Source organism: Saccharopolyspora hattusasensis (genome assembly GCF_050972075.1).
In the GTDB taxonomy this organism is placed as follows: Bacteria; Actinomycetota; Actinomycetes; order Mycobacteriales; family Pseudonocardiaceae; genus Saccharopolyspora; species Saccharopolyspora hattusasensis.
Window position 1 is genome coordinate 43,860 of sequence record NZ_JBPCDC010000001.1, and the last position, 16,823, is coordinate 60,682.

General features: G+C 69.1%; 16 protein-coding genes. 2 read left to right on the forward strand and 14 right to left on the reverse strand.

Features of this window, described 5'->3' with window-relative positions:
* Positions 1-17: 17 nt before the first annotated feature.
* Genes ACRXBZ_RS00250 through ACRXBZ_RS00260 form a run of 3 tightly spaced genes read right to left on the reverse strand, consistent with a single transcriptional unit; the run spans position 18 to position 1,608 of the window.
* Positions 18-866, reverse strand: coding sequence for a helix-turn-helix domain-containing protein (locus tag ACRXBZ_RS00250; RefSeq protein ID WP_433877220.1), 849 nt, complete (start codon positions 864-866; stop codon positions 18-20).
* Complete coding sequence (locus tag ACRXBZ_RS00255; protein ID WP_168588906.1) at positions 863-1,402, reverse strand: DUF6879 family protein; 540 nt, start codon at positions 1,400-1,402, stop codon at positions 863-865. The genes ACRXBZ_RS00250 and ACRXBZ_RS00255 overlap by 4 nt, the downstream gene beginning before the upstream one ends.
* The gene (locus ACRXBZ_RS00260) at positions 1,399-1,608 is read right to left on the reverse strand and encodes a hypothetical protein (protein WP_433877221.1); all 210 of its coding nucleotides are present in this window, start codon (positions 1,606-1,608) and stop codon (positions 1,399-1,401) included. The genes ACRXBZ_RS00255 and ACRXBZ_RS00260 overlap by 4 nt, the downstream gene beginning before the upstream one ends.
* Positions 1,609-2,016: 408 nt before the next feature.
* Here ACRXBZ_RS00260 and ACRXBZ_RS00265 point away from each other — a divergent pair, with 408 nt between their 5' ends.
* Positions 2,017-3,141, forward strand: a complete 1,125-nt coding sequence (locus ACRXBZ_RS00265) for a carboxylate-amine ligase (RefSeq protein ID WP_433877222.1) — start codon at positions 2,017-2,019, stop codon at positions 3,139-3,141.
* A 125-nt stretch (positions 3,142-3,266) separates the two neighbouring features.
* On the forward strand, positions 3,267-4,025 hold the full coding sequence (locus ACRXBZ_RS00270) for a haloacid dehalogenase type II (protein ID WP_433877223.1): 759 nt from the start codon (positions 3,267-3,269) through the stop codon (positions 4,023-4,025).
* Between the two features lie 225 nt (positions 4,026-4,250).
* Here ACRXBZ_RS00270 and ACRXBZ_RS00275 read toward each other — a convergent pair whose 3' ends face one another.
* The 11 genes from ACRXBZ_RS00275 to ACRXBZ_RS00325 all read right to left on the reverse strand — a co-directional run bounded on the left by ACRXBZ_RS00275 (position 4,251) and on the right by ACRXBZ_RS00325 (position 16,815).
* A complete protein-coding gene (locus tag ACRXBZ_RS00275) occupies positions 4,251-4,382 on the reverse strand; it encodes a hypothetical protein (protein ID WP_256413597.1) in 132 nt (43 codons plus the stop codon).
* Between the two features lie 1,259 nt (positions 4,383-5,641).
* A complete protein-coding gene (locus ACRXBZ_RS00280) occupies positions 5,642-7,207 on the reverse strand; it encodes an ABC transporter ATP-binding protein (RefSeq protein ID WP_433883762.1) in 1,566 nt (521 codons plus the stop codon).
* Between the two features lie 5 nt (positions 7,208-7,212).
* The gene (locus tag ACRXBZ_RS00285) at positions 7,213-8,007 is read right to left on the reverse strand and encodes an ABC transporter permease (RefSeq protein WP_433877224.1); all 795 of its coding nucleotides are present in this window, start codon (positions 8,005-8,007) and stop codon (positions 7,213-7,215) included.
* Positions 8,004-8,945: an ABC transporter permease gene (locus tag ACRXBZ_RS00290; RefSeq protein ID WP_433877225.1), complete on the reverse strand. Its 942-nt coding sequence runs from the start codon at positions 8,943-8,945 to the stop codon at positions 8,004-8,006. The genes ACRXBZ_RS00285 and ACRXBZ_RS00290 overlap by 4 nt, the downstream gene beginning before the upstream one ends.
* Positions 8,942-10,498 carry an ABC transporter substrate-binding protein gene (locus tag ACRXBZ_RS00295; RefSeq protein WP_433877226.1) on the reverse strand — a complete coding sequence of 519 codons (1,557 nt, stop codon included), beginning with the start codon at positions 10,496-10,498 and terminating at the stop codon, positions 8,942-8,944. The genes ACRXBZ_RS00290 and ACRXBZ_RS00295 overlap by 4 nt, the downstream gene beginning before the upstream one ends.
* Positions 10,499-10,595: 97 nt before the next feature.
* Entirely contained in the window at positions 10,596-11,429 is an 834-nt protein-coding gene (locus ACRXBZ_RS00300) for a class I SAM-dependent methyltransferase (protein WP_433877227.1), read from the reverse strand.
* The gene (locus ACRXBZ_RS00305) at positions 11,396-12,685 is read right to left on the reverse strand and encodes an MFS transporter (protein WP_433877228.1); all 1,290 of its coding nucleotides are present in this window, start codon (positions 12,683-12,685) and stop codon (positions 11,396-11,398) included. Before ACRXBZ_RS00305 ends, ACRXBZ_RS00300 begins: the two co-directional genes overlap by 34 nt.
* A complete protein-coding gene (locus ACRXBZ_RS00310) occupies positions 12,682-13,701 on the reverse strand; it encodes a dipeptide epimerase (RefSeq protein ID WP_433877229.1) in 1,020 nt (339 codons plus the stop codon). The genes ACRXBZ_RS00305 and ACRXBZ_RS00310 overlap by 4 nt, the downstream gene beginning before the upstream one ends.
* Positions 13,698-14,753 (reverse strand): PLP-dependent cysteine synthase family protein, encoded by a 1,056-nt coding sequence (locus ACRXBZ_RS00315; RefSeq protein ID WP_433877230.1) that lies wholly within the window; start codon positions 14,751-14,753, stop codon positions 13,698-13,700. Before ACRXBZ_RS00315 ends, ACRXBZ_RS00310 begins: the two co-directional genes overlap by 4 nt.
* Entirely contained in the window at positions 14,753-15,553 is an 801-nt protein-coding gene (locus ACRXBZ_RS00320; protein WP_433877231.1) for a Rossmann-like domain-containing protein, read from the reverse strand. Before ACRXBZ_RS00320 ends, ACRXBZ_RS00315 begins: the two co-directional genes overlap by 1 nt.
* On the reverse strand, positions 15,550-16,815 hold the full coding sequence (locus ACRXBZ_RS00325) for an ATP-grasp domain-containing protein (protein ID WP_433877232.1): 1,266 nt from the start codon (positions 16,813-16,815) through the stop codon (positions 15,550-15,552). Before ACRXBZ_RS00325 ends, ACRXBZ_RS00320 begins: the two co-directional genes overlap by 4 nt.
* Positions 16,816-16,823 lie beyond the last annotated feature (8 nt).

Sequence of the window (16,823 nt, forward strand, 5' to 3'; positions counted from 1 at the left end):
TCGACCGGCCCAAAGACTCACGGCTGGCTGGCCGCGGCGTAGTGCGCGATGAGCCGCTGCAAAAGCGAGCGGGCCGCAGCATCCGCCAACGACGCAGCCGACAGAGCGTCGAAAAGGCGGTGGAACCGCGCCAGTTCTCCGGCCTCGGTGACGGTCATCTCCGTGTTGACCGTCTCCACCAGCGCGAGGTCGTCGATGATGACGAAGCCGTGCAGCGGAACCGCCGTCAGCTGCGCGTCCAGCGGCAGGATCGCTAGTCGCATCGTCGACATGCCGGCGAGGGCCAGCAGCCGGTCCAGCTGGGCGACCATGACCTGGGGCGGGGCGATGGGATGCCGCAGCGCGGCCTCCGAACAAAGGATCTCGACCGCCGTCCGCGGGCTGAAAAGCACGCTCTGGCGGGACATTCGCCGTTCGACCGACTCGGTGACGTCCCTCGGGCTCTGGTGCAGGTCCGCAACCACCTCGAAGACGTGCCGGGCGTACTCGGCGGTCTGCACCAGACCGGGTACCAGCGCGATTTCGAACAGCCGGATGCGCTCGGCGCCGTGCTCGAGCTGCTGGCTGTACTCCTGTCGGGCGCGATTCCCGGTGCGCAGCTGGCGCTTCCAGCTCGCTGCCTCGATGCGGATCTCGCGCAGCTCCTGCCGCAGCTCGGCCACCACATCGTCGGCAGCATCGGTCAGCCGGCAGTAGGTGACCACGTCCGCGTCGGAGACGGACTGCTTCGCCGTCTCCACCCGCGAGACTTTGGACGACGTCCACCCGGCTTGCTGAGCGAGCTGTTTCCCGGACAGCCCGGCCGCGAGGCGCAGCCGACGCAGCGCGTCGCCGAACGCCAGGCGGCGAGTGTCGAAGTCGGTCACCGGCTCCTCTGGGTCAGGTCGTGCAGGTAAACCATCAGCGGAATCGCATGATCGCATGCGATGTCCCGCCAGGCCCGATACCGGTTCACCTCCCCCGGGCTGGCGATGATCTCGGTGCCAGCGAAGCGCTGGTTCTCGAAGTGCATCAACGCGACCTTGGTCTCGTCGAAGAGCCAGAAATCGCGGGCTGGCAGGCCCAGCGCGTCCGCCTCGGCCTGGGTGAGGACCCGCAGGTCCTCACCGGCGGCGATGTTGGCCGGGCTGACGTCGAGCTGCCAGCGCTGGTATTCGGTGGGTGGCTCCCGGAAGACCCGGACCCGGGAGAAGATCCGGCCCGCGCGGGTCGCGGCCGCGACCTCCTCGAGCCAGGGCCGCAGCCAGGTCAGGTCGTCCGGTTCGCCGGCCCGCCAGCGGCGCCAGGGTTCGGCTTCGGCGGGCTGGCGGTAGGTGCCCTGGCATTCCCACCGCCATGCCCGGTGCCGGAACGAGCGCAGGAGTTCCTCGAACTCCGCGCCGGGTAACACCCAGGTACTCACGGCGTCGCCTTCGGCACGAAGTCGAGCAGAGCAGCTGGAACCTCAACGGCGGTCTCGTGGTCGGGAAGACCGCGCTCCCTAAGTGCGGCAAGCGCTTCCGGATCGGTGACCTTGTAGCCCTGGACGACGTAGGTTCCCTGGTCGGTGCTGTACAGCGTGGGGCAGGTACCGGCGTGCGACGTCGTTCCCTGGAAGGTCAACTTCACTTGCTCCTCCTTGTTCGGAGACTCATGCATCGTCTGTGCAATACCTGCATTCGGTCAAGCGTCGGCCCGTCGCGCAACTCAAACAGCCGAACCGGGTGATGCAACTGTCGTGATCAACTGGGCCGTTCGGGTTGGAATTACCGGGTTGTTGCGCGGATTGCTTGAAATGCACGCGCCGGCGTCTCCATACTTCCAATCGCGACCGAGAACGGGGAGACCGAGAGGCGGCCGAGCGCGTGAGGATCACTCAGTTCCCGACAAACGCGTGCTCCGGCGCGCCGGCCCGCCGCCCCTGGTCCCGGTCCCCAAAAATCCCCGGCCCGGTGTTGAACCCCGACTCACACCGGGCCGGCCTGACCAATCCGTCCACAGTAGACTGACCAGGCGAGCCGCCGGAAAGGGCATCCGATGCATCGCGGCTCACCCCTCCTTACGTTCGGGATCGAAGAGGAGTTCCTGCTGCTGGATACCGAGACCGGCCGCCCGGCGCCAGGAGCCGCCGAGGTCTTGGGCGACATCCCGGCGCTCGAAGGCGACGCCACGAGCACCTTCAAGACCGAGTTCGCCCGTTTCCAGCTGGAATCCAACACCCCAGTCTGCCGCACCGCCGCCGAGGCCCGCGAACACCTACTCGCGGCCCGGCGCGCCCTCGTCGCCGCGGCCGATCGGCGCAAGCTGCGACTGGTCTCCACCGGGTACTCCCCGCTCGGCATCCCCGACCCCATCCCGATCACCGACACTCCCCGATACCGGCGCATCATCGACCACTTCGGGCAGCTGCTGGACTCGCACACCACCACCGGCTGCCACGTCCACGTCGGTATGCCCGACCTGGCCACCAGCCTCGAGGTGTCCAACCACCTGCGCCCGCACCTCCCGGCGCTGCTCGCGCTCACCGCGAACTCCCCGTTCTACGACGGCCGGGACACCGGCCACGCCAGCTGGCGCACGGTCGTCTGGTCCCGGCTGCCGTCTGCCGGACCGCCGCCGATGCACCGGAATCCGGCCTCCTACCAACGCGCCGTCAACGCGCTGCTGGCCAGCGGCGCCGCGCTGGACCACGCCATGGTCTACTGGTTCGCCCGCCCCGCACCGCATCTGTCCACATTGGAAGTCCGGGTGGCGGACGCCGTCGCCACAGCGGAAGAAGTACTCCTGCTAGCGCTCCTGGTGCGCGCACTGGCCGCAGCGGCACTGCACGACATCGCCGAGGACCGCCCCGCACCCGAACTCCCCGACGAGCACCTCCGCCTCGCCACATGGCGCGCCGCGCACGACGGACTGGAGGGGCAGGGCCTGGACGTGACCGGGGAGCTCAGGCCTGCGCGATCCCTCCTGGACGAGACAGTCAAGGCGGCGCTGCCCGCCCTGGACGCCAGCGGAGACACCCGACTGGTGACCGACCTCCTCGACCGCGTGGTGCGGGATGGCAGCGGGGCTCACCGCCAGCGCTTGGCGCACGCCCGCCACAACGACATCGCCGACGTCATCGCGCTGCTCGCCGAGCAGACCCGCGCCACCCCGCCGAGGTAGAATCTTGTCCACATAGGACGTCCGCTGGCGCTGTCGAGCAGATCTCGCCGAGTGGATCTACATTCCGTCCCGCCTCCTTGCTAGGGTCGATCAGCGAAGCGCGGCCCAACGAGGGAGGTCCAGCGATGGCGATCGGACCGGGAGCTCTGGCAGCTCCGCAGCGGATTGTCGACGCCGTTCTCTTCGACACCTTCGGCACCGTCGTCGACTGGAAGTCCGGCGTGACCGACGCCGTGGAGGCGATCGCCTACCGGTACGGATTCAAGGTCGACGCCGCCGAGTTCGCGCTGCGGTGGCGAGCGCGCTACCAGCGCTCGTTGGAGCCCATCCGCAGCGGCGCCCGGGGGTTCCGCACCCTGGACGAGCTGCACAGGGAGAACCTGATCGCCACGGCCGAGGAGATGGGCCTGCCCATCGAGCGGATCGAGGCGGCCGACGTGGAATGGCTCAACCGGGCTTGGCACCGGCTGGACGGCTGGCCGGACAGCGTGCCCGGGCTGACCGAGCTCAAGCGGCACTTCATCATCGGCCCGCTGTCCAACGGGCACCTCGCACTGCTGACCAACATGGCCAAGCACGCCGGGCTGCCCTGGGACGTCATCATCGGCTCGGACGTGACCCGGTCCTACAAGCCGGACCGGAACGCCTACCTCGCCGCGGCGCGGCTGCTCGACCTGCCGCCGCACCGGGTCATGCTGTGCGCGGCGCACAACTCGGACCTGGCCGCAGCCCGCAGCGCGGGTCTTCGGACGGCGTTCGTCGTGCGACCGCAGGAGTTCGGAACCACCCAGCGGTCCGACCTGCACGCCACCGACGCTTGGGACGTCATCGCCCGCGACATCCGCGACCTGGCGACCCAGCTGCGCGACCACGTCACCGCCTGACCACATCCGTGAGCGTTTTTGGGTGCCATAGCGCCCAAAAGTACTCACGGGAAACCGCGCAATCGCACGCCAAGGTCATCCGCGCTCGACCGGATTCCAATGTCCACACCGGACGGGCGCCGCGAATGGGATGTGCTTCGAACCGAACAGCTGATGCGGGACCACATGGCCTACACCCGCCGGGTGCTCGGCCCCCACCAGCCGACGAGCTGACCGACCGGCGCGTCAGTTGTAGCCGCGCACCAGGTGGCTCTCGTCCAGATCGAATTCCGCCTCGAACACAGATAGTTCGTTCGACGCGTCCTCCGCGCCCTCCAGGTCCTCCCGGTCCTCCACATTGGATTCTTGAATCGACACGCGTTTCCTTCCTCTCAACTCTCCATCGACGGAGCAGCGAATTCTCGTACATCGAGCCGGGATTCCGAATCAGTCCACTGTCGGCGGGCAATGCGGCGGGGAAGACCGCTCGGGGTGCCCGGCGTGTTCGTGCGGAACATCTTCGGCCTCCTCATCGACGTACATCGTCGGTCAACGAGCCGGGTTCGCCAGGCACGGGTTCTCCAAGCAAACTCGAGGTCAAGGTATTACACCTCGATCTGCCGGACGGTGGCGGGTCGGTGAAGCGATTAACCTCGGCGCGGCAGCAACCTGCCACCTCCGGACCGACCTCGCGTTTCCGCCTGCGCTCCAGGCATTTCCACTGCACCGATCGGCGAACGACACCGGCCGGGCGGGTGCCGGGCGACCGGACACGCCGTTCGGCGGATGCCAAAGCGGTCGGACCGGCCGCACCCTGTCACCTGTCACCGATGTGCCCGAACGAAGTGGAGCTTGATGACCAGTTCGCCGGGAGGTCCGCAGGCGGCGAGCCAGGAGGTGGTCATCGCCGCGCTCCAGCACATGGTGCGAAGCCGTGATCTCGCTGCGCACCCGGAGACAACCGAGGGCGTTGTCGCGCATCGCGCCGAATGCTGCAAGGTATGCGGTGTCACCCTCTTGTCCGAGAGTGTCAGATTTTTGTGGGCGGAGCGGTGATTGAGTTGCCCACTACAGATTTCGCGCGGTGTGTCCAGCGCGTATTCCTGGCCGACCAAGTCACGACGCCACCCGTCCGCAAACGCGGCCAGCCGCCCCTTCACGACGATCCGCCGTACCTATTGAGCTGTAGTTGATCATGCTGGACGGCAACCCAAAGATCATCCCAGACCCCAGACCACACCTCGCATCCAGGATACCAACCACAAGATCAACTAGACAGCTGAATAGCTACCCGGCAGCCGCTTGCGGTGTGGGACTCAACTGGCACCGCCGCGGGTTCTCAGGGGTCCTTCTCGCGAGGCCAGTCCCCGACGCGGTGAATTGGGCATTCATGATGTCGGGGATCCCGCAGTGAGAAGGCCTCTGAGGTTCCGCTACCCGCACCGCTACGCAAACCACTTTCGAAACAGGCCTTAGTCCCGTTCTGGTGCGAAGGCCTGCAGGATCGCCTGGCGCTTGTCGATGCGACCGCGTGGCGCTGCGCTCCCACGTCGCCGAAGTGTCCGCTCCGCTCACGCCCGCAGGGTAACCCGAGCTGAACTCACCGGTTCAATCGGATAGCCATGACCGATCCCATGTCATGGTGCAGAACGCTGGGACGCTACCTCCTGGGTTTTCGTTGCTGCTTCGACGAGTTCGACGGTGGCCTGGTGCTTCGGGTTGGCGAGAACCTCCGCGGTTCCACCGTGTTCGGCGATTCTTCCTCCGTACACGATCACGAGTCGGTTCGCCAGGCTCGTCGCCACCGCGAGGTCGTGGGTGATCATCACCAACGCGCTGCCTGCGTCCCGGTGCAACTGGTTCAGCGCTTCGAGTAGTTCGGCTTGGGTCACGGCGTCCAGACCCGAGGTGATCTCGTCGCAGATCAGCAGGTCCGGTTCGCTGAGCAACGCGCGCACCAGGGCCGCCCGCTGGAGTTCCCCGCCCGACAAGGAACGGGGCAGGCGCGCCGCGCTGGACTCCGGGACGCCGAAGCGGGCGAGGCCTTCGATCGCGCGGGTGCGGGCCGCCGGACTCGTTGCGCCGCACAGCCTTTCGGCGGTTCGGGCGATCTGGTCGAGCACCGGGACGAACTCGTTGAACGACGCCCTGGCGTCCTGGAACACGTACTGGATCCGGGCCAGCTGGTTCCTCGTGCGTCTGCGGAGCCGGGGTGACAGCGTCTCGCCACCCAGCCGGATCTCACCCGCGCGGTACGGGTGCAGGCCCGCGATGCAGCGCGCGAGCGTTGTCTTACCGCTGCCTGAACGCCCCACCACCGCGAGCTTGTCGCCGGCGTATATGTCCAGCGTGACCTCGTGCAACGTATCCACCCGGCCGTGGCCAGCGGTCACTTCCCGGACCGCCACCAGCGGTCGGCCCGTCTCAGCGGGGCTCCCTGCGGCGGCCAGATCGGGTTGCGCGGCGATCAGGCGCTTCGTGTACGGGTGCTGGGGTGAACCGAGCACCTCTTGGCGCGGCCCGGATTCCACGATGTTGCCGCTGCTCATGACCAGAACCTGGTGCGCCAGTGTCCGCACCAGGTCCAGGTCGTGGGTCAGCAGCAGGACTGCGATTCCTTGCGCCGCAACGGCTCTCAGCTCATCGACGAGCCGGCCGCGGGTGACCGCGTCCTGCCCGGTGGTCGGCTCGTCGGCGACGAGGACGCGCGGGCGGCCGATGAGCTCGTGGGCCAGCACGACGCGCTGCTGCTGCCCGCCGGAGAGCTGGTGCGGGTAGCGGCGCAGCAGCTTCTCACCATCCGGCAGCTGCGCTTGGCGCAGCGCTTCGAGCAACCGGGCGCGCGCCAGCCGCTTGCGGTCCGCGCGGGTATCGGCGTGGACGTGCAGGCGGGCGATCTCGTGCAGCACCGGTCCGATGCGACGGACCGGGTTCAACGCCGCCGACGGTTGTTGCGGGATGTATCCGACGAGACCGGGTTCCGGCGGGTGGTCGGCATCCACGTCGAAGCCGGCGACTTCGACGCGACCCGTGACGCGCGCTGTGGCCGGCCGTTCACCGAGCAGCGCCAGCGCTGTGGTCGTCTTCCCGCTGCCGGACTCACCGACGAGCGCGGTCACCTCACCCGCGGCCAGGGCGAACGACGCCCCGGACACGATCTCGCGGTCGTCGTCGACGACGACGGTGAGGTTGCGGACGTTCACGACGGTCAACGTGCCTCCAGGGCGGTCGATCGATCACGCAGCCACCGGTCGAAGGCCAGGTTCACGCCCACCGACAGCAGCACGATCAGCAGTGCGGGCAGCGCCACCGCCCACGGCTGGATGAACAGGCCGGTCCGGTTGCGGTCGACCATCGCCGCCCAGTCACTGGCCCCGGGCGAGATCCCGACGCCGAGGAAGCTCGCCGAAGCGACCAGATAGATCGCGCCGGTGAAGCGGGTGCCCAGGTCCGCGGCCAGCGTCCGGCACATCGCGCGGGCCACGTAACCCAGGCCGATGCGCAGCCTGCTCTCGCCCTGCAGGCGCATCGCCTCGACGGCGGGGCGGCTGGCCAGCGACAGCGCCGACGCGCGGCTGATCCGCACCACGTCCGGCAGGTTGATCAGCGTGACGATACCGATCAGCACCCACGTGGCGTCGGGTGCGATCGACGCGAGCAGCAACAGCATCAGCATCGACGGGATCGCCAGCACGAGGTCCAGCGGCCGCATCAGCACTTCGTCCAGGACACGGCTCTTCGTCATGCCCGCCGCCAGTCCAAGCGGAACCGCCAGCAGGTAGGTGCAGGCCGTAGCCGTCGCGGCGGTCAGCACCAGGGACCGCCCGCCCAGCAACACCTCGTTCCACACGTCCCGGCCGACGAAGTCGGTGCCGAACCAGTGCCCGCCGCCGAACGCGAAGGCCACGTCCTTGGCCGTGTCCCCGGAAGCGAACAACGGCCCGAACAGCGCCAGCAGGACCGGCACGCCCACGAGCACGGCGGGCAGCGCGTACCTGGTCACCGGCCCACCTCCGATGCCGGGGCCAGCGCGCGGGCCGCGATGTCCGCCGCCAGGTTGACCAGCACCGTGGTTCCGCCGAGCACCACCGCCAAGCCCTGGACGACCGGCAGATCCCGCGCCGAGACCGCCTCGACCAGGGTGGTTCCCAGACCGGGGACGACGAAGATCGCCTCGATCACGATCACGCCGCCGATCAACCAGTCCGTGGTCCGGGCCAGCTGCTGCACGGCCGGTGCGATGGCGTTGGGCAGCGCGTGCGCGAAGCGGACGCGGGCCGGCGCAAGTCCGAGCCTGCGGACGTGGCGCACGTACTCGGCTCGCTGCGCGTCGATCATGCCGGCCCGCACCAACCTGCTCAGCGAGCAGATCGGGCGCAGCAGCAGCACGAAGACCGGAAGGACCAGCACCGCGGGGTTGGCCAGCAACCCGGCGGATCCGACCGCGGTGGGCGGAAACCAGCCCAATTGCACGGCGAACACGGTCACCACCAGCACGCCCATCGCGAACTCCGGAGCCGAGTACAGGCCGAGGGTGCCGCTGGTGATGAGGCGGTCGATCCGCCCTCCTTCGCGGTGCGCACCGAGCATGCCCAACACCACCGACAGCGGTACCAGCAGCGCGAGGGTCAACCCGGCCAGCAGCATGGTCGGGCCCATCGCCGAGCCGATGATGTCGACCACAGCCCGGGGACCGACCAGCGAATGGCCGAAATCGCCGTGCAGCGCGCCGAGCAACCACCCGACGAGGCGCTGCCACGCCGGCTCGTCGAGACCGAGCTGTTCCCGCAGCAACTCGATGATCGCGGGGTCCGGGTTGTCACCGGCGATCGTCACGGCCGCATCGCCTGGCAGGGCCTCGGTCAGGAAGAACACCGCCGCCATCACCAGGAGGACCTGCGCCACGCCCAACAGCACCCGCCGGAGGACGTACCCGGTCACGCCAGCCAGACCTTGTCGTAGCGGGCCCAGTCCAGGGTGTTGGCCGGGGCCCGGTCGTCGATGCCGCCGACGTTCGGCGCCGACGCCACGATCCAGTCGGAGACGCCCCACCACAGGAAGCCACCCTCGCGGTGGAGCTGGTCCTGCATCTGGAAGTACAGCTGCTCCCGCCGGGCGTCGTCCGCTGTGGACTGCGCTTCCTGGTAGAGCGCGTCGAATTCCGGGCGCTGCCACTTGGTGTTGTTCGTTGTCGACGTCGTCAGCAACCGCTGCGAGATGTGCGACTCCAGCGGCATCGCGCCGGACCGGTAACTGGCCATCACCCCGTTCTTGGCGATGTCGGACCAGTAGGTGTCCTTGTTGCCCAGCCGCACGTTTAGGTTCAGCCCGGCCTGTCTGGCCTGGTCGCTGATGGCCAGCGCCGCCTCCTTCAGCCCGGTCGAGGTGTCGGAGGTGTCGAGGTCGATCGTCAGGCCCTCGGCGCCCGCCTGCTTGATCAGGGCACGGGCCCGGTCGAGGTCCTGGGTGCGCTGCGGCAGCGCGTCGGCGTAGTACCGGTAGCCCTTGCCATAAACGTCGTTGCAGAGCTGCCCGGAGCCCTGCAGCACGGACCTGACCAGCTCGTCCCGGTTCACCAGGTGGAACATCGCCTGGCGCAGCTCGGGTCGGTCGAACGGCGGCCGGTCGGTCTTCATGACCAGGCCGTGGAAGTTGCTCAGCGGCAGCCGGTGCACCCGCACCCGGCCGGTGTTCTCGTGCGTGCGGGCGCTGGTCGGGGTCAGGTCGTGGGCGTACTCGACCTGGCCTCCCAGCAGCGCGTTGACCCGGGCCGCCTCGTCGTTGGTCACGACGATCTCCAGCTCGTCCAGGTGCGGTGTTCCCTCCCAGTAGTCGGGGTTGCGGGCCGCCACGAAGTTGCGGCCCGGCGCGAAGGAGACGAACCGGAACGGGCCGGAGCCGACCGGCCGGTCGAAGTCAGTCGTGCCCTCCGGGATGATGTAGGCGCCCAGGGTGGCGAGCGCGTTGGGGAACTCCGCGTACGGCCGCTTGAGGCGGAACTCGACGGTGCGGTCGTCGATCGCGCGGCTGCCCGGCAGGTCGATCACCGCCAGACTGGCCTTCGCCCTGCGGCTGCTGCTCGGCTCCACAATCCGCGCGTAGCTGGCCAGCACGTCACTGGCGCGCACCGGTCGGCCATCGTGAAAAGTCGCCTGCCGTAACGTGATCCGCCAGGCGAGCAGGTCCTGGCTGGCCTCCCAGCGCTCCGCCAGCCGGGGCTGCGGGGACATGTCCGAGCCGTAGTCGGCGAGCTTCTCGTAGAGCGCCTTGGCGCGGGCGATCTCGATGTAGAGGTCGGTTTCGTGCGGGTCGAGCACCTCTGCCGCGCCACCGCCGGAGAACGCCGCACGCAACCGGCCACCGGGACGCGGTGGCCCGACCGCTGCGACTCCGGCTCGGCCGGCGCAGCCGGCGAGCACCGCTACGGAACCCGCCGCCGTCAGGCCCAGGAAGCCGCGTCGGCTCAAGCCGCGAGCAGGTCCGGATTCGTGCATGCTGCGTTTCTCCATTCGATGTCGGCCCACGCCGAGATTTTTTGCTAACGATATTGGTTTTCATTTAAGTCGCCAAGGGACTGCGCTGAGGCGCGCCTCACTCGTTGCGCCGCAGCACCACGTGCAGCCGATCGCCGCTGAGCCGGGTGGACAGCTCGGCGTCGCGCCGCCACGGGGTTTCGGCGCGCGGGCCGGGCTCGTCGAACATCGCGACCACCGCGAACCCGTGCCGAACCGCGAAGTACCTTAGTTCTTGGGGGAACAGCAGCCGCCAGGCCGAATGCTGGGTCAACGGCTCGACGCGTCCCGGCCAGTCCCAGCGGCGTTCCCGCCGCAGGAGCTGGTCCTCGTGGTCGATCCACAGGCGCGTGCGCGACCGGTACTCCACCCCGTCCCAGACGACCACCTGTTCCCGGACCTCGTCGAGCAGTTCGGTGTTGCCCAGGAAGAACGCGCCGTTGCGCATCTCCGCGATCAGCAGCCCACCCGGCCGCAGGTGCTGGTGGCATCGCCGCAGGAAGGCATCGATGTCGTCGTTGGAGTGGCAGTACAGGAACGCGCTGTCCAAGCAGGTGATGACGTCGAACCGGGGCCGTGGATCCTTCGGGTTGCCATGACCGCCCAAAAGGCTCGCGGTCTCGAACGACCGCATGTCGGCCACCACGAAATCCGCCCCCGGGCAGTGCGCCTGCGCGTGCTCCACCATCTGCGGCGAGGAGTCCAGGCCCGTGACCCGGTAGCCGTGCGCGCTCCAGTAGCGGGCGTCGCGGCCGGTGCCGCAGCCCACGTCCAGCAGGTCTCGCCCGTTGCCGAAGCGGTGCACGAGGTCGTCGACGAACCGCGCCGCGAGGTGTCCGGGGTCCGGGAAGCGCTGCTCGTAGATGACTGGGTTGTCGGTCAGGAAGTTGGCGCTGACGATGTTGGGGTGCAAAGGGATTCTCCCGTTCTCCGGACTGGCCCGATACCACCGCGCCGATCCAGCGCCAGCACGGCCAGCGCCGAGCACAGTCCGATTAGGACGCACAGTGTCGAGGGCAACCACGTCCACTCGTCGCCGGAGAGGTCAGTCAGCCAGCCGATCAGCGCATTGCCCGCCGCGGCAGTCACCCCGGAAACCAGGTAGAAGACGCCGAAGTAGGTGCCGGACAGCTCCGGCCGCCCGAACGACGGGATCAGCTCGTAGACGAAGGGCTGCGCGAGCATCACGCCGAACGCCAGCAACAACGCCGTGACCAGCACCGGGGCAAGTCGGGCGGAGATCTCGCCGACGCCCGCCGCAGGCGTTGCGGGGACGACGGCTGCGGCCACCGCGGTGGCGACGAAACCCGCGCCCATCAGCCCCAAGCCGACGGCGATGGATGTGCCGCGTCCCCACCGGCGCTGGAACAGTTCGGTGATCCGCACCTGCAACGCCAGGGTCGCCGCCGTGGAGACCAGGAAGATCACCGCCACCGCACCGGACCAGCCGGTGATCCGCTCGGCCTGCATCGGCAACACCAGATAGAGCTGGTTCTGCAGGGCGAACATGCCGGTGAGCGCCCCGGTGAAGGCCAGGAACCGGCGATCGGTGAGGACGCCGCGCCAGTCGGTCAGCACCGAGGTCGTGGGGGGCTCGACGCGGCGAATCGGCAGCACCGCGACCTGCGCGACGGTCAGCAGCGCGAAGACCACCGCGGCGGCCACTGCCGACAGCCGGAACCCGGCCACCAGCAACGCGCTCCCCAACAACGGCCCCAACAAGGCCCCAGTGCTCGCGAAGATGTTGAACAGCGAAAACGCCTCGGCACGCCGGTCACCCGCCTCCTGCGTGAGATAGGCGCGAACGGCCGGGTTGAAAAGCGCCCCGGCCAACCCGCTCAGCACAGATGCCAGCAACAACACCGGCAACGACGTGCCGAACGCGAACACGCCGAAACCCACCGCGCGCAACGCGCACCCGGCGACTATGACGCCCCGCGCGCCCAACCGGTCCGCTGCCGAACCGCCGAGCAGGAACAGCCCCTGCTGGCTGAGGTTGCGCACGCCGAGCACCACCCCGACCAGCAACGCCGACATGCCCAGGTCGTGGCCCAGGTACCCGGCCAGGTACGGGATCAGCAGGTAGAAGCCGGTGTTGACGCCGAGTTGGTTGACCAGCAGCACCTGCACGGCCGGCGGGAAGCTCCGGATCAGCCGCCAGGTCCTCACGACAACTCCGCTGGACGCACTCCCAGCCCGAGATCGCCGGCGAGCCGCAGCACCCCGTCGGCACCGCCGATCCCGGTCCACGGGTCGTGCGCCAACAACAGGTGCCCGTCCAGGTCGACCCAGCGGGCGAACCCGGTTAGGTGCACCGCCGGAGCGATGCCGAGCGAACTCGCGACCAGGCACCCGAGCATGATGTCCACGCCGTTACCCCGGGCGAGGTCGATGATTTCCCGCGCGGCCCGGATTCCGCCGCACTTCGGCAGTTTCACGTTGACGCCGTGCACCCGCGGCCCCAGGACGCGCACATCTTCGACGGTGGCGGCGTCCTCGTCCGCGATGACCGGCACCGGCGACCGAGCGGCCACCTCCGCGAGCAGGTCCGGCGTGCCCGGCTTGATCGGTTGCTCGACCGCTTCGATCCCGAACTCCTCGACGGCCTTGAGCATTCGCACCGCCTGCTCGGGTTCCCACGCTCCGTTCGGGTCCAGCAGCAGGCGGGTGTCGGGGGCGGCCTCGCGGATCGCCGCCAGACGGGCGAGTTCCCGCCGCTGCTCCCCCGCGCCGAGCTTGACCTTGAGCACGGTGAAGCCCCGGGCGGTGAGCTCGCGCGCGGTCCGCGCGGCGGACTCCGTCGGCATGATGCCGATCGTGTAGGCCGTCGGCGTCGGTTGCCAGCGGGCCTCACCCAGCACTTCGAAGACCGGCACGCCGCGAAGCCTGGCGACGAGGTCGTGCAGCGCCGAGTCAAGCGCCGCCGACACGCCAGGTGCGCAGTCCAGCGGCTGGATCTGGCCTGGATCATCCACGCCTGCCAGCACTTCGCGGGCGGCGGCCAGCTCCGTCTCGATGCGTTCGACCGTCAGCCCGTAGTACTCGCTGGTGACGACCTCGCCGTGGCCGATGACGCCGTCGTGCTCGATCTCCACGGTGACCGCATCTCGCTCGGACATCACCGATCGGGAGATGCGGAACGGCTCACGCAGCGCGAGGCTGCGCACCACCCACCGCAGCTTCATGCGGGAACCTCCATCGCTAGCAACGGATCCGAGACGATCCGGCACCTCGTCCACCCCGTCGCCTCCACCGCGGGGTGCGCGATCTCCACCGGCCGGTTCGCCGTCGGCCGGTTCAGCAGGCCACGCGCGCGGCAGTAGTCGTCGTCGAAGATCGTGCTCAGGTAGCGGTGCGGACCGTCGGGGAACACCGTCACCACGTTCGCGCCCGGCTCGACCCGCGCCGCCCACGCCGAAACCAGCGCCACCGCCCCGGTGCTCCAGCCGCCGGTGATGAAGGCCTGCCTGGCGAGCGTGCGGCAGGCCTGCACCGCCTCGCCGGGGCCGACCCAGTGCACCTCGTCGAACTGTCCATATGCGACATTGCGCGGGTGGATGCTGCTGCCCAGTCCGCGCATCAAGCGCGGCCGGGCGGGCTGACCGAAGATCGTCGAACCGACGGTGTCCACCCCGATCAGCCGCACCCGCGGCCAGCGGCGCCGGATCGCGCGGACCGTGCCCGCGCTGTGCCCGCCGGTGCCGACGCTGCACACCAGCACGTCCACCTGGTCGATCTGCCGGGCGATCTCCTCGCCCATCGCCTCGTAACCCGCCGGGTTGTCCGGGTTGTTGTACTGGTCCGGCCAGAACGACTCCGGCAGCTCGCGGCGGATCTGCTGCACCCGATCCAGCCGGGCCTGCTGCCATCCGCCGACGGGGTGCGGCCTGTCGACCATTTCGAGGCGCGCGCCGTGCGCCTTGAGCAGGGCCCGCATGGCCGGCTCCAGCTCCTCGTCCACGACCAGCACCACCGGATGTCCCAGCGCCTGCCCGGCGAAGGCCAGGCCGACGCCGAGCGTCCCGCTGGTCGACTCCACCACGGCCGCGCCCGGCCGCAGCTCGCCGCGGCGGCAGGCCCCGGTGAGCATCGACACCGCCGCGCGGGCCTTCATCCCGCCCGCGCTCAGGCACTCGAGCTTCGCCCAGAAGCCCGGCTGCGGTTGCGGCAGCGCGGCGCTCACCCGCGCCAGCGGCGTGTCCCGGAGCAGGCCGAGCAGATCCGGATTACCCCACATCAGCACGCCTCCTGGCGGTAGCGATAGATCGTGCTGGGGCCGCCGTCGAGCCAGAAGAACGGATAGGGCTCCGCCGAGACGGCGGTGACCCCGTCGCCCAGGAAGCACGGCAAGATGCCGCTCGCGGACTGCGCGAACATGACCAGCGGCTTGCCCGTGGCCCTCGCGTGGTCGAGCAGCGGTTGGAAAGTGCCGTTGCCGACGACCATGCCCGAAGCCAGCACGGCGGCGCAGTCGCCGAGGGCCGCGACGGCATCGGTGGTGACCGGCTCGCCCCACTCGGTTTCGCCGCCCTTGTAGTCACACGCGACGTAGCTGTTCCCGCGCTCGCGGAGGTGCTGCAGCAGCGAGTTCACGACGCCGATGACCAGCACCCGCCGACCTGGCCCGACTGGCAGCAGGTCCACCACCGATTTGGCGCGGTGCAACGACTTCTGGAGCGAGTTCCCCCGGCCGATGACGACTTCCTCTGCATGGCTGCGATGCGGGCGCACCCACTGCAGGTAGGCGTCGAGCGCGGCGGTGCGCACCGGCAGTAACGGGCTCCGCAAGAGCTCCCGGATCGGCATCCCGACGTAGTCGACGACAGCTTCGTCGGATATCTCGCCCGGTTCCACCGCGCACGACCCCACTGCGTCCTCGACCCGCAGGCTCAGCACGTGGTTGCGGTACGAGCGTTCCCTCGCCGCGTGCCGCACGCCCTGTTGCGTCAGGAACCCGACGCTGACCTCTACCCCTGCGGTTCCGAATCGTCCGCTGAGGACCTCTTCGGTCAGTTCCTCTACCGAATGCGGCGTCACTCGCCGGCCTCCGCGGCGTAGCGCACGTCCAGACCGGCGACGAGCGAATCGGCGTGACGCCGCGCCTCGCCCCGGCTCCCGCTGGTGACCATCACATGCCCGAGGTAGTTGTTGTTGCTGATAGCTGCGCCCGTCCGGTGCCCGGCCTCCTTGACGACCCAGTCCACCACCGCGGGGTCGGCCGCCAGCGCGTCGAGCCCGCCGATCTCGGTGATGGTTCCTTCCCTGGGCGGGAGCAGGAACGAGATTGCCGCACTTCCCGCACCGGTGTCGACGCGGTGCAGATCGGGCTTCTCCCCCAACGCGAGCTGGGCGTAGACGGCCGCCAGGTCGATGCCGGTCACCCGCCGGATGAGCTCAGTGATCTGGTTTCCCGCCGGGCGCGGGTTCACCTCGACGACCCGGGGCCCCGCTGGGGTAATCTTGATCTCGGTGTGTCCGACGACGTTGTCCAGCCCGAGCGCTTCGATGGCCGCGACTGCCGTTTCCGCCACTGCTTTCTCGGTGTCGGCATCGAGCGCGGCCGGAAACATGTGCCCGGTCTCGACGAACCACGGCTCACCGGCGACGCTCTTGTCCGTCACACCGACGACCGTCGTTTCACCCCGGAACGTGACCGTCTCGACGCTCACCTCCGGACCGGTGAGCAGCTCCTCCAGCAGCACGACCGGATTCCGCTGTTGCCCGCGGGCGTTCACCGGGAAGCCCTGCAGGGCGGCGTGTGCCTCGCGCAGCTGCGCCGGTCCGTCCACTTTGCGCACGAACATGCCCGCGCACAGGTCGACCGGTTTGACCACGAGGGGGTATCCCAGCGCTTCGGCGGCTTCCTCGAGTCCGCGGGCGGTCTCGGCGAGGGCGAACGCGGGGCCCGGCACACCGGCCTCACGAAGGGCCTTGCGGGTGAGGTCCTTGGAGCATGCGCGCTCAATCGCTTCCGGCGGCGCCCCCGGCAGCCCCAGCCGTTGGGCGGCCCTTGCTGCTGCAGCCAGGTAGTAGTCGCAGGACGTCAGCACCCCGTCGAATCCGAGGACTGCTTGCAAGCTCTCGAGGTGGCGCAGTAAGTGCTGGACGTCGTTGGTCTCGACCGTGAACAGGTTGTCGGCGCTCAGCAACGGATGCGGGCCGGCCATGGGTTTTGCACGCAGGTAGTGCTGGAGGTCGCGGGTGACGAAGCTGAATCGGTGGCCGCCCTCTCTGATGCTCCGCGGCAGCAACGTGCTCATCGCACCTACCCAGCTTTCCACCAACAACAGGTGGCCCACGCCAACTC

What these genes read in the sequence shown, in the direction of transcription:
- ACRXBZ_RS00265 (WP_433877222.1), top strand. Translation starts at nt 2,017, where the DNA reads ATGCATCGCGGCTCACCCCTCCTTACGTTCGGGATCGAAGAGGAGTTC.
- ACRXBZ_RS00295 (WP_433877226.1), bottom strand. Translation starts at nt 10,498, where the DNA reads ATGCACGAATCCGGACCTGCTCGCGGCTTGAGCCGACGCGGCTTCCTG.
- ACRXBZ_RS00270 (WP_433877223.1), top strand. Translation starts at nt 3,267, where the DNA reads ATGGCGATCGGACCGGGAGCTCTGGCAGCTCCGCAGCGGATTGTCGAC.
- ACRXBZ_RS00315 (WP_433877230.1), bottom strand. Translation starts at nt 14,753, where the DNA reads ATGTGGGGTAATCCGGATCTGCTCGGCCTGCTCCGGGACACGCCGCTG.
- ACRXBZ_RS00310 (WP_433877229.1), bottom strand. Translation starts at nt 13,701, where the DNA reads ATGAAGCTGCGGTGGGTGGTGCGCAGCCTCGCGCTGCGTGAGCCGTTC.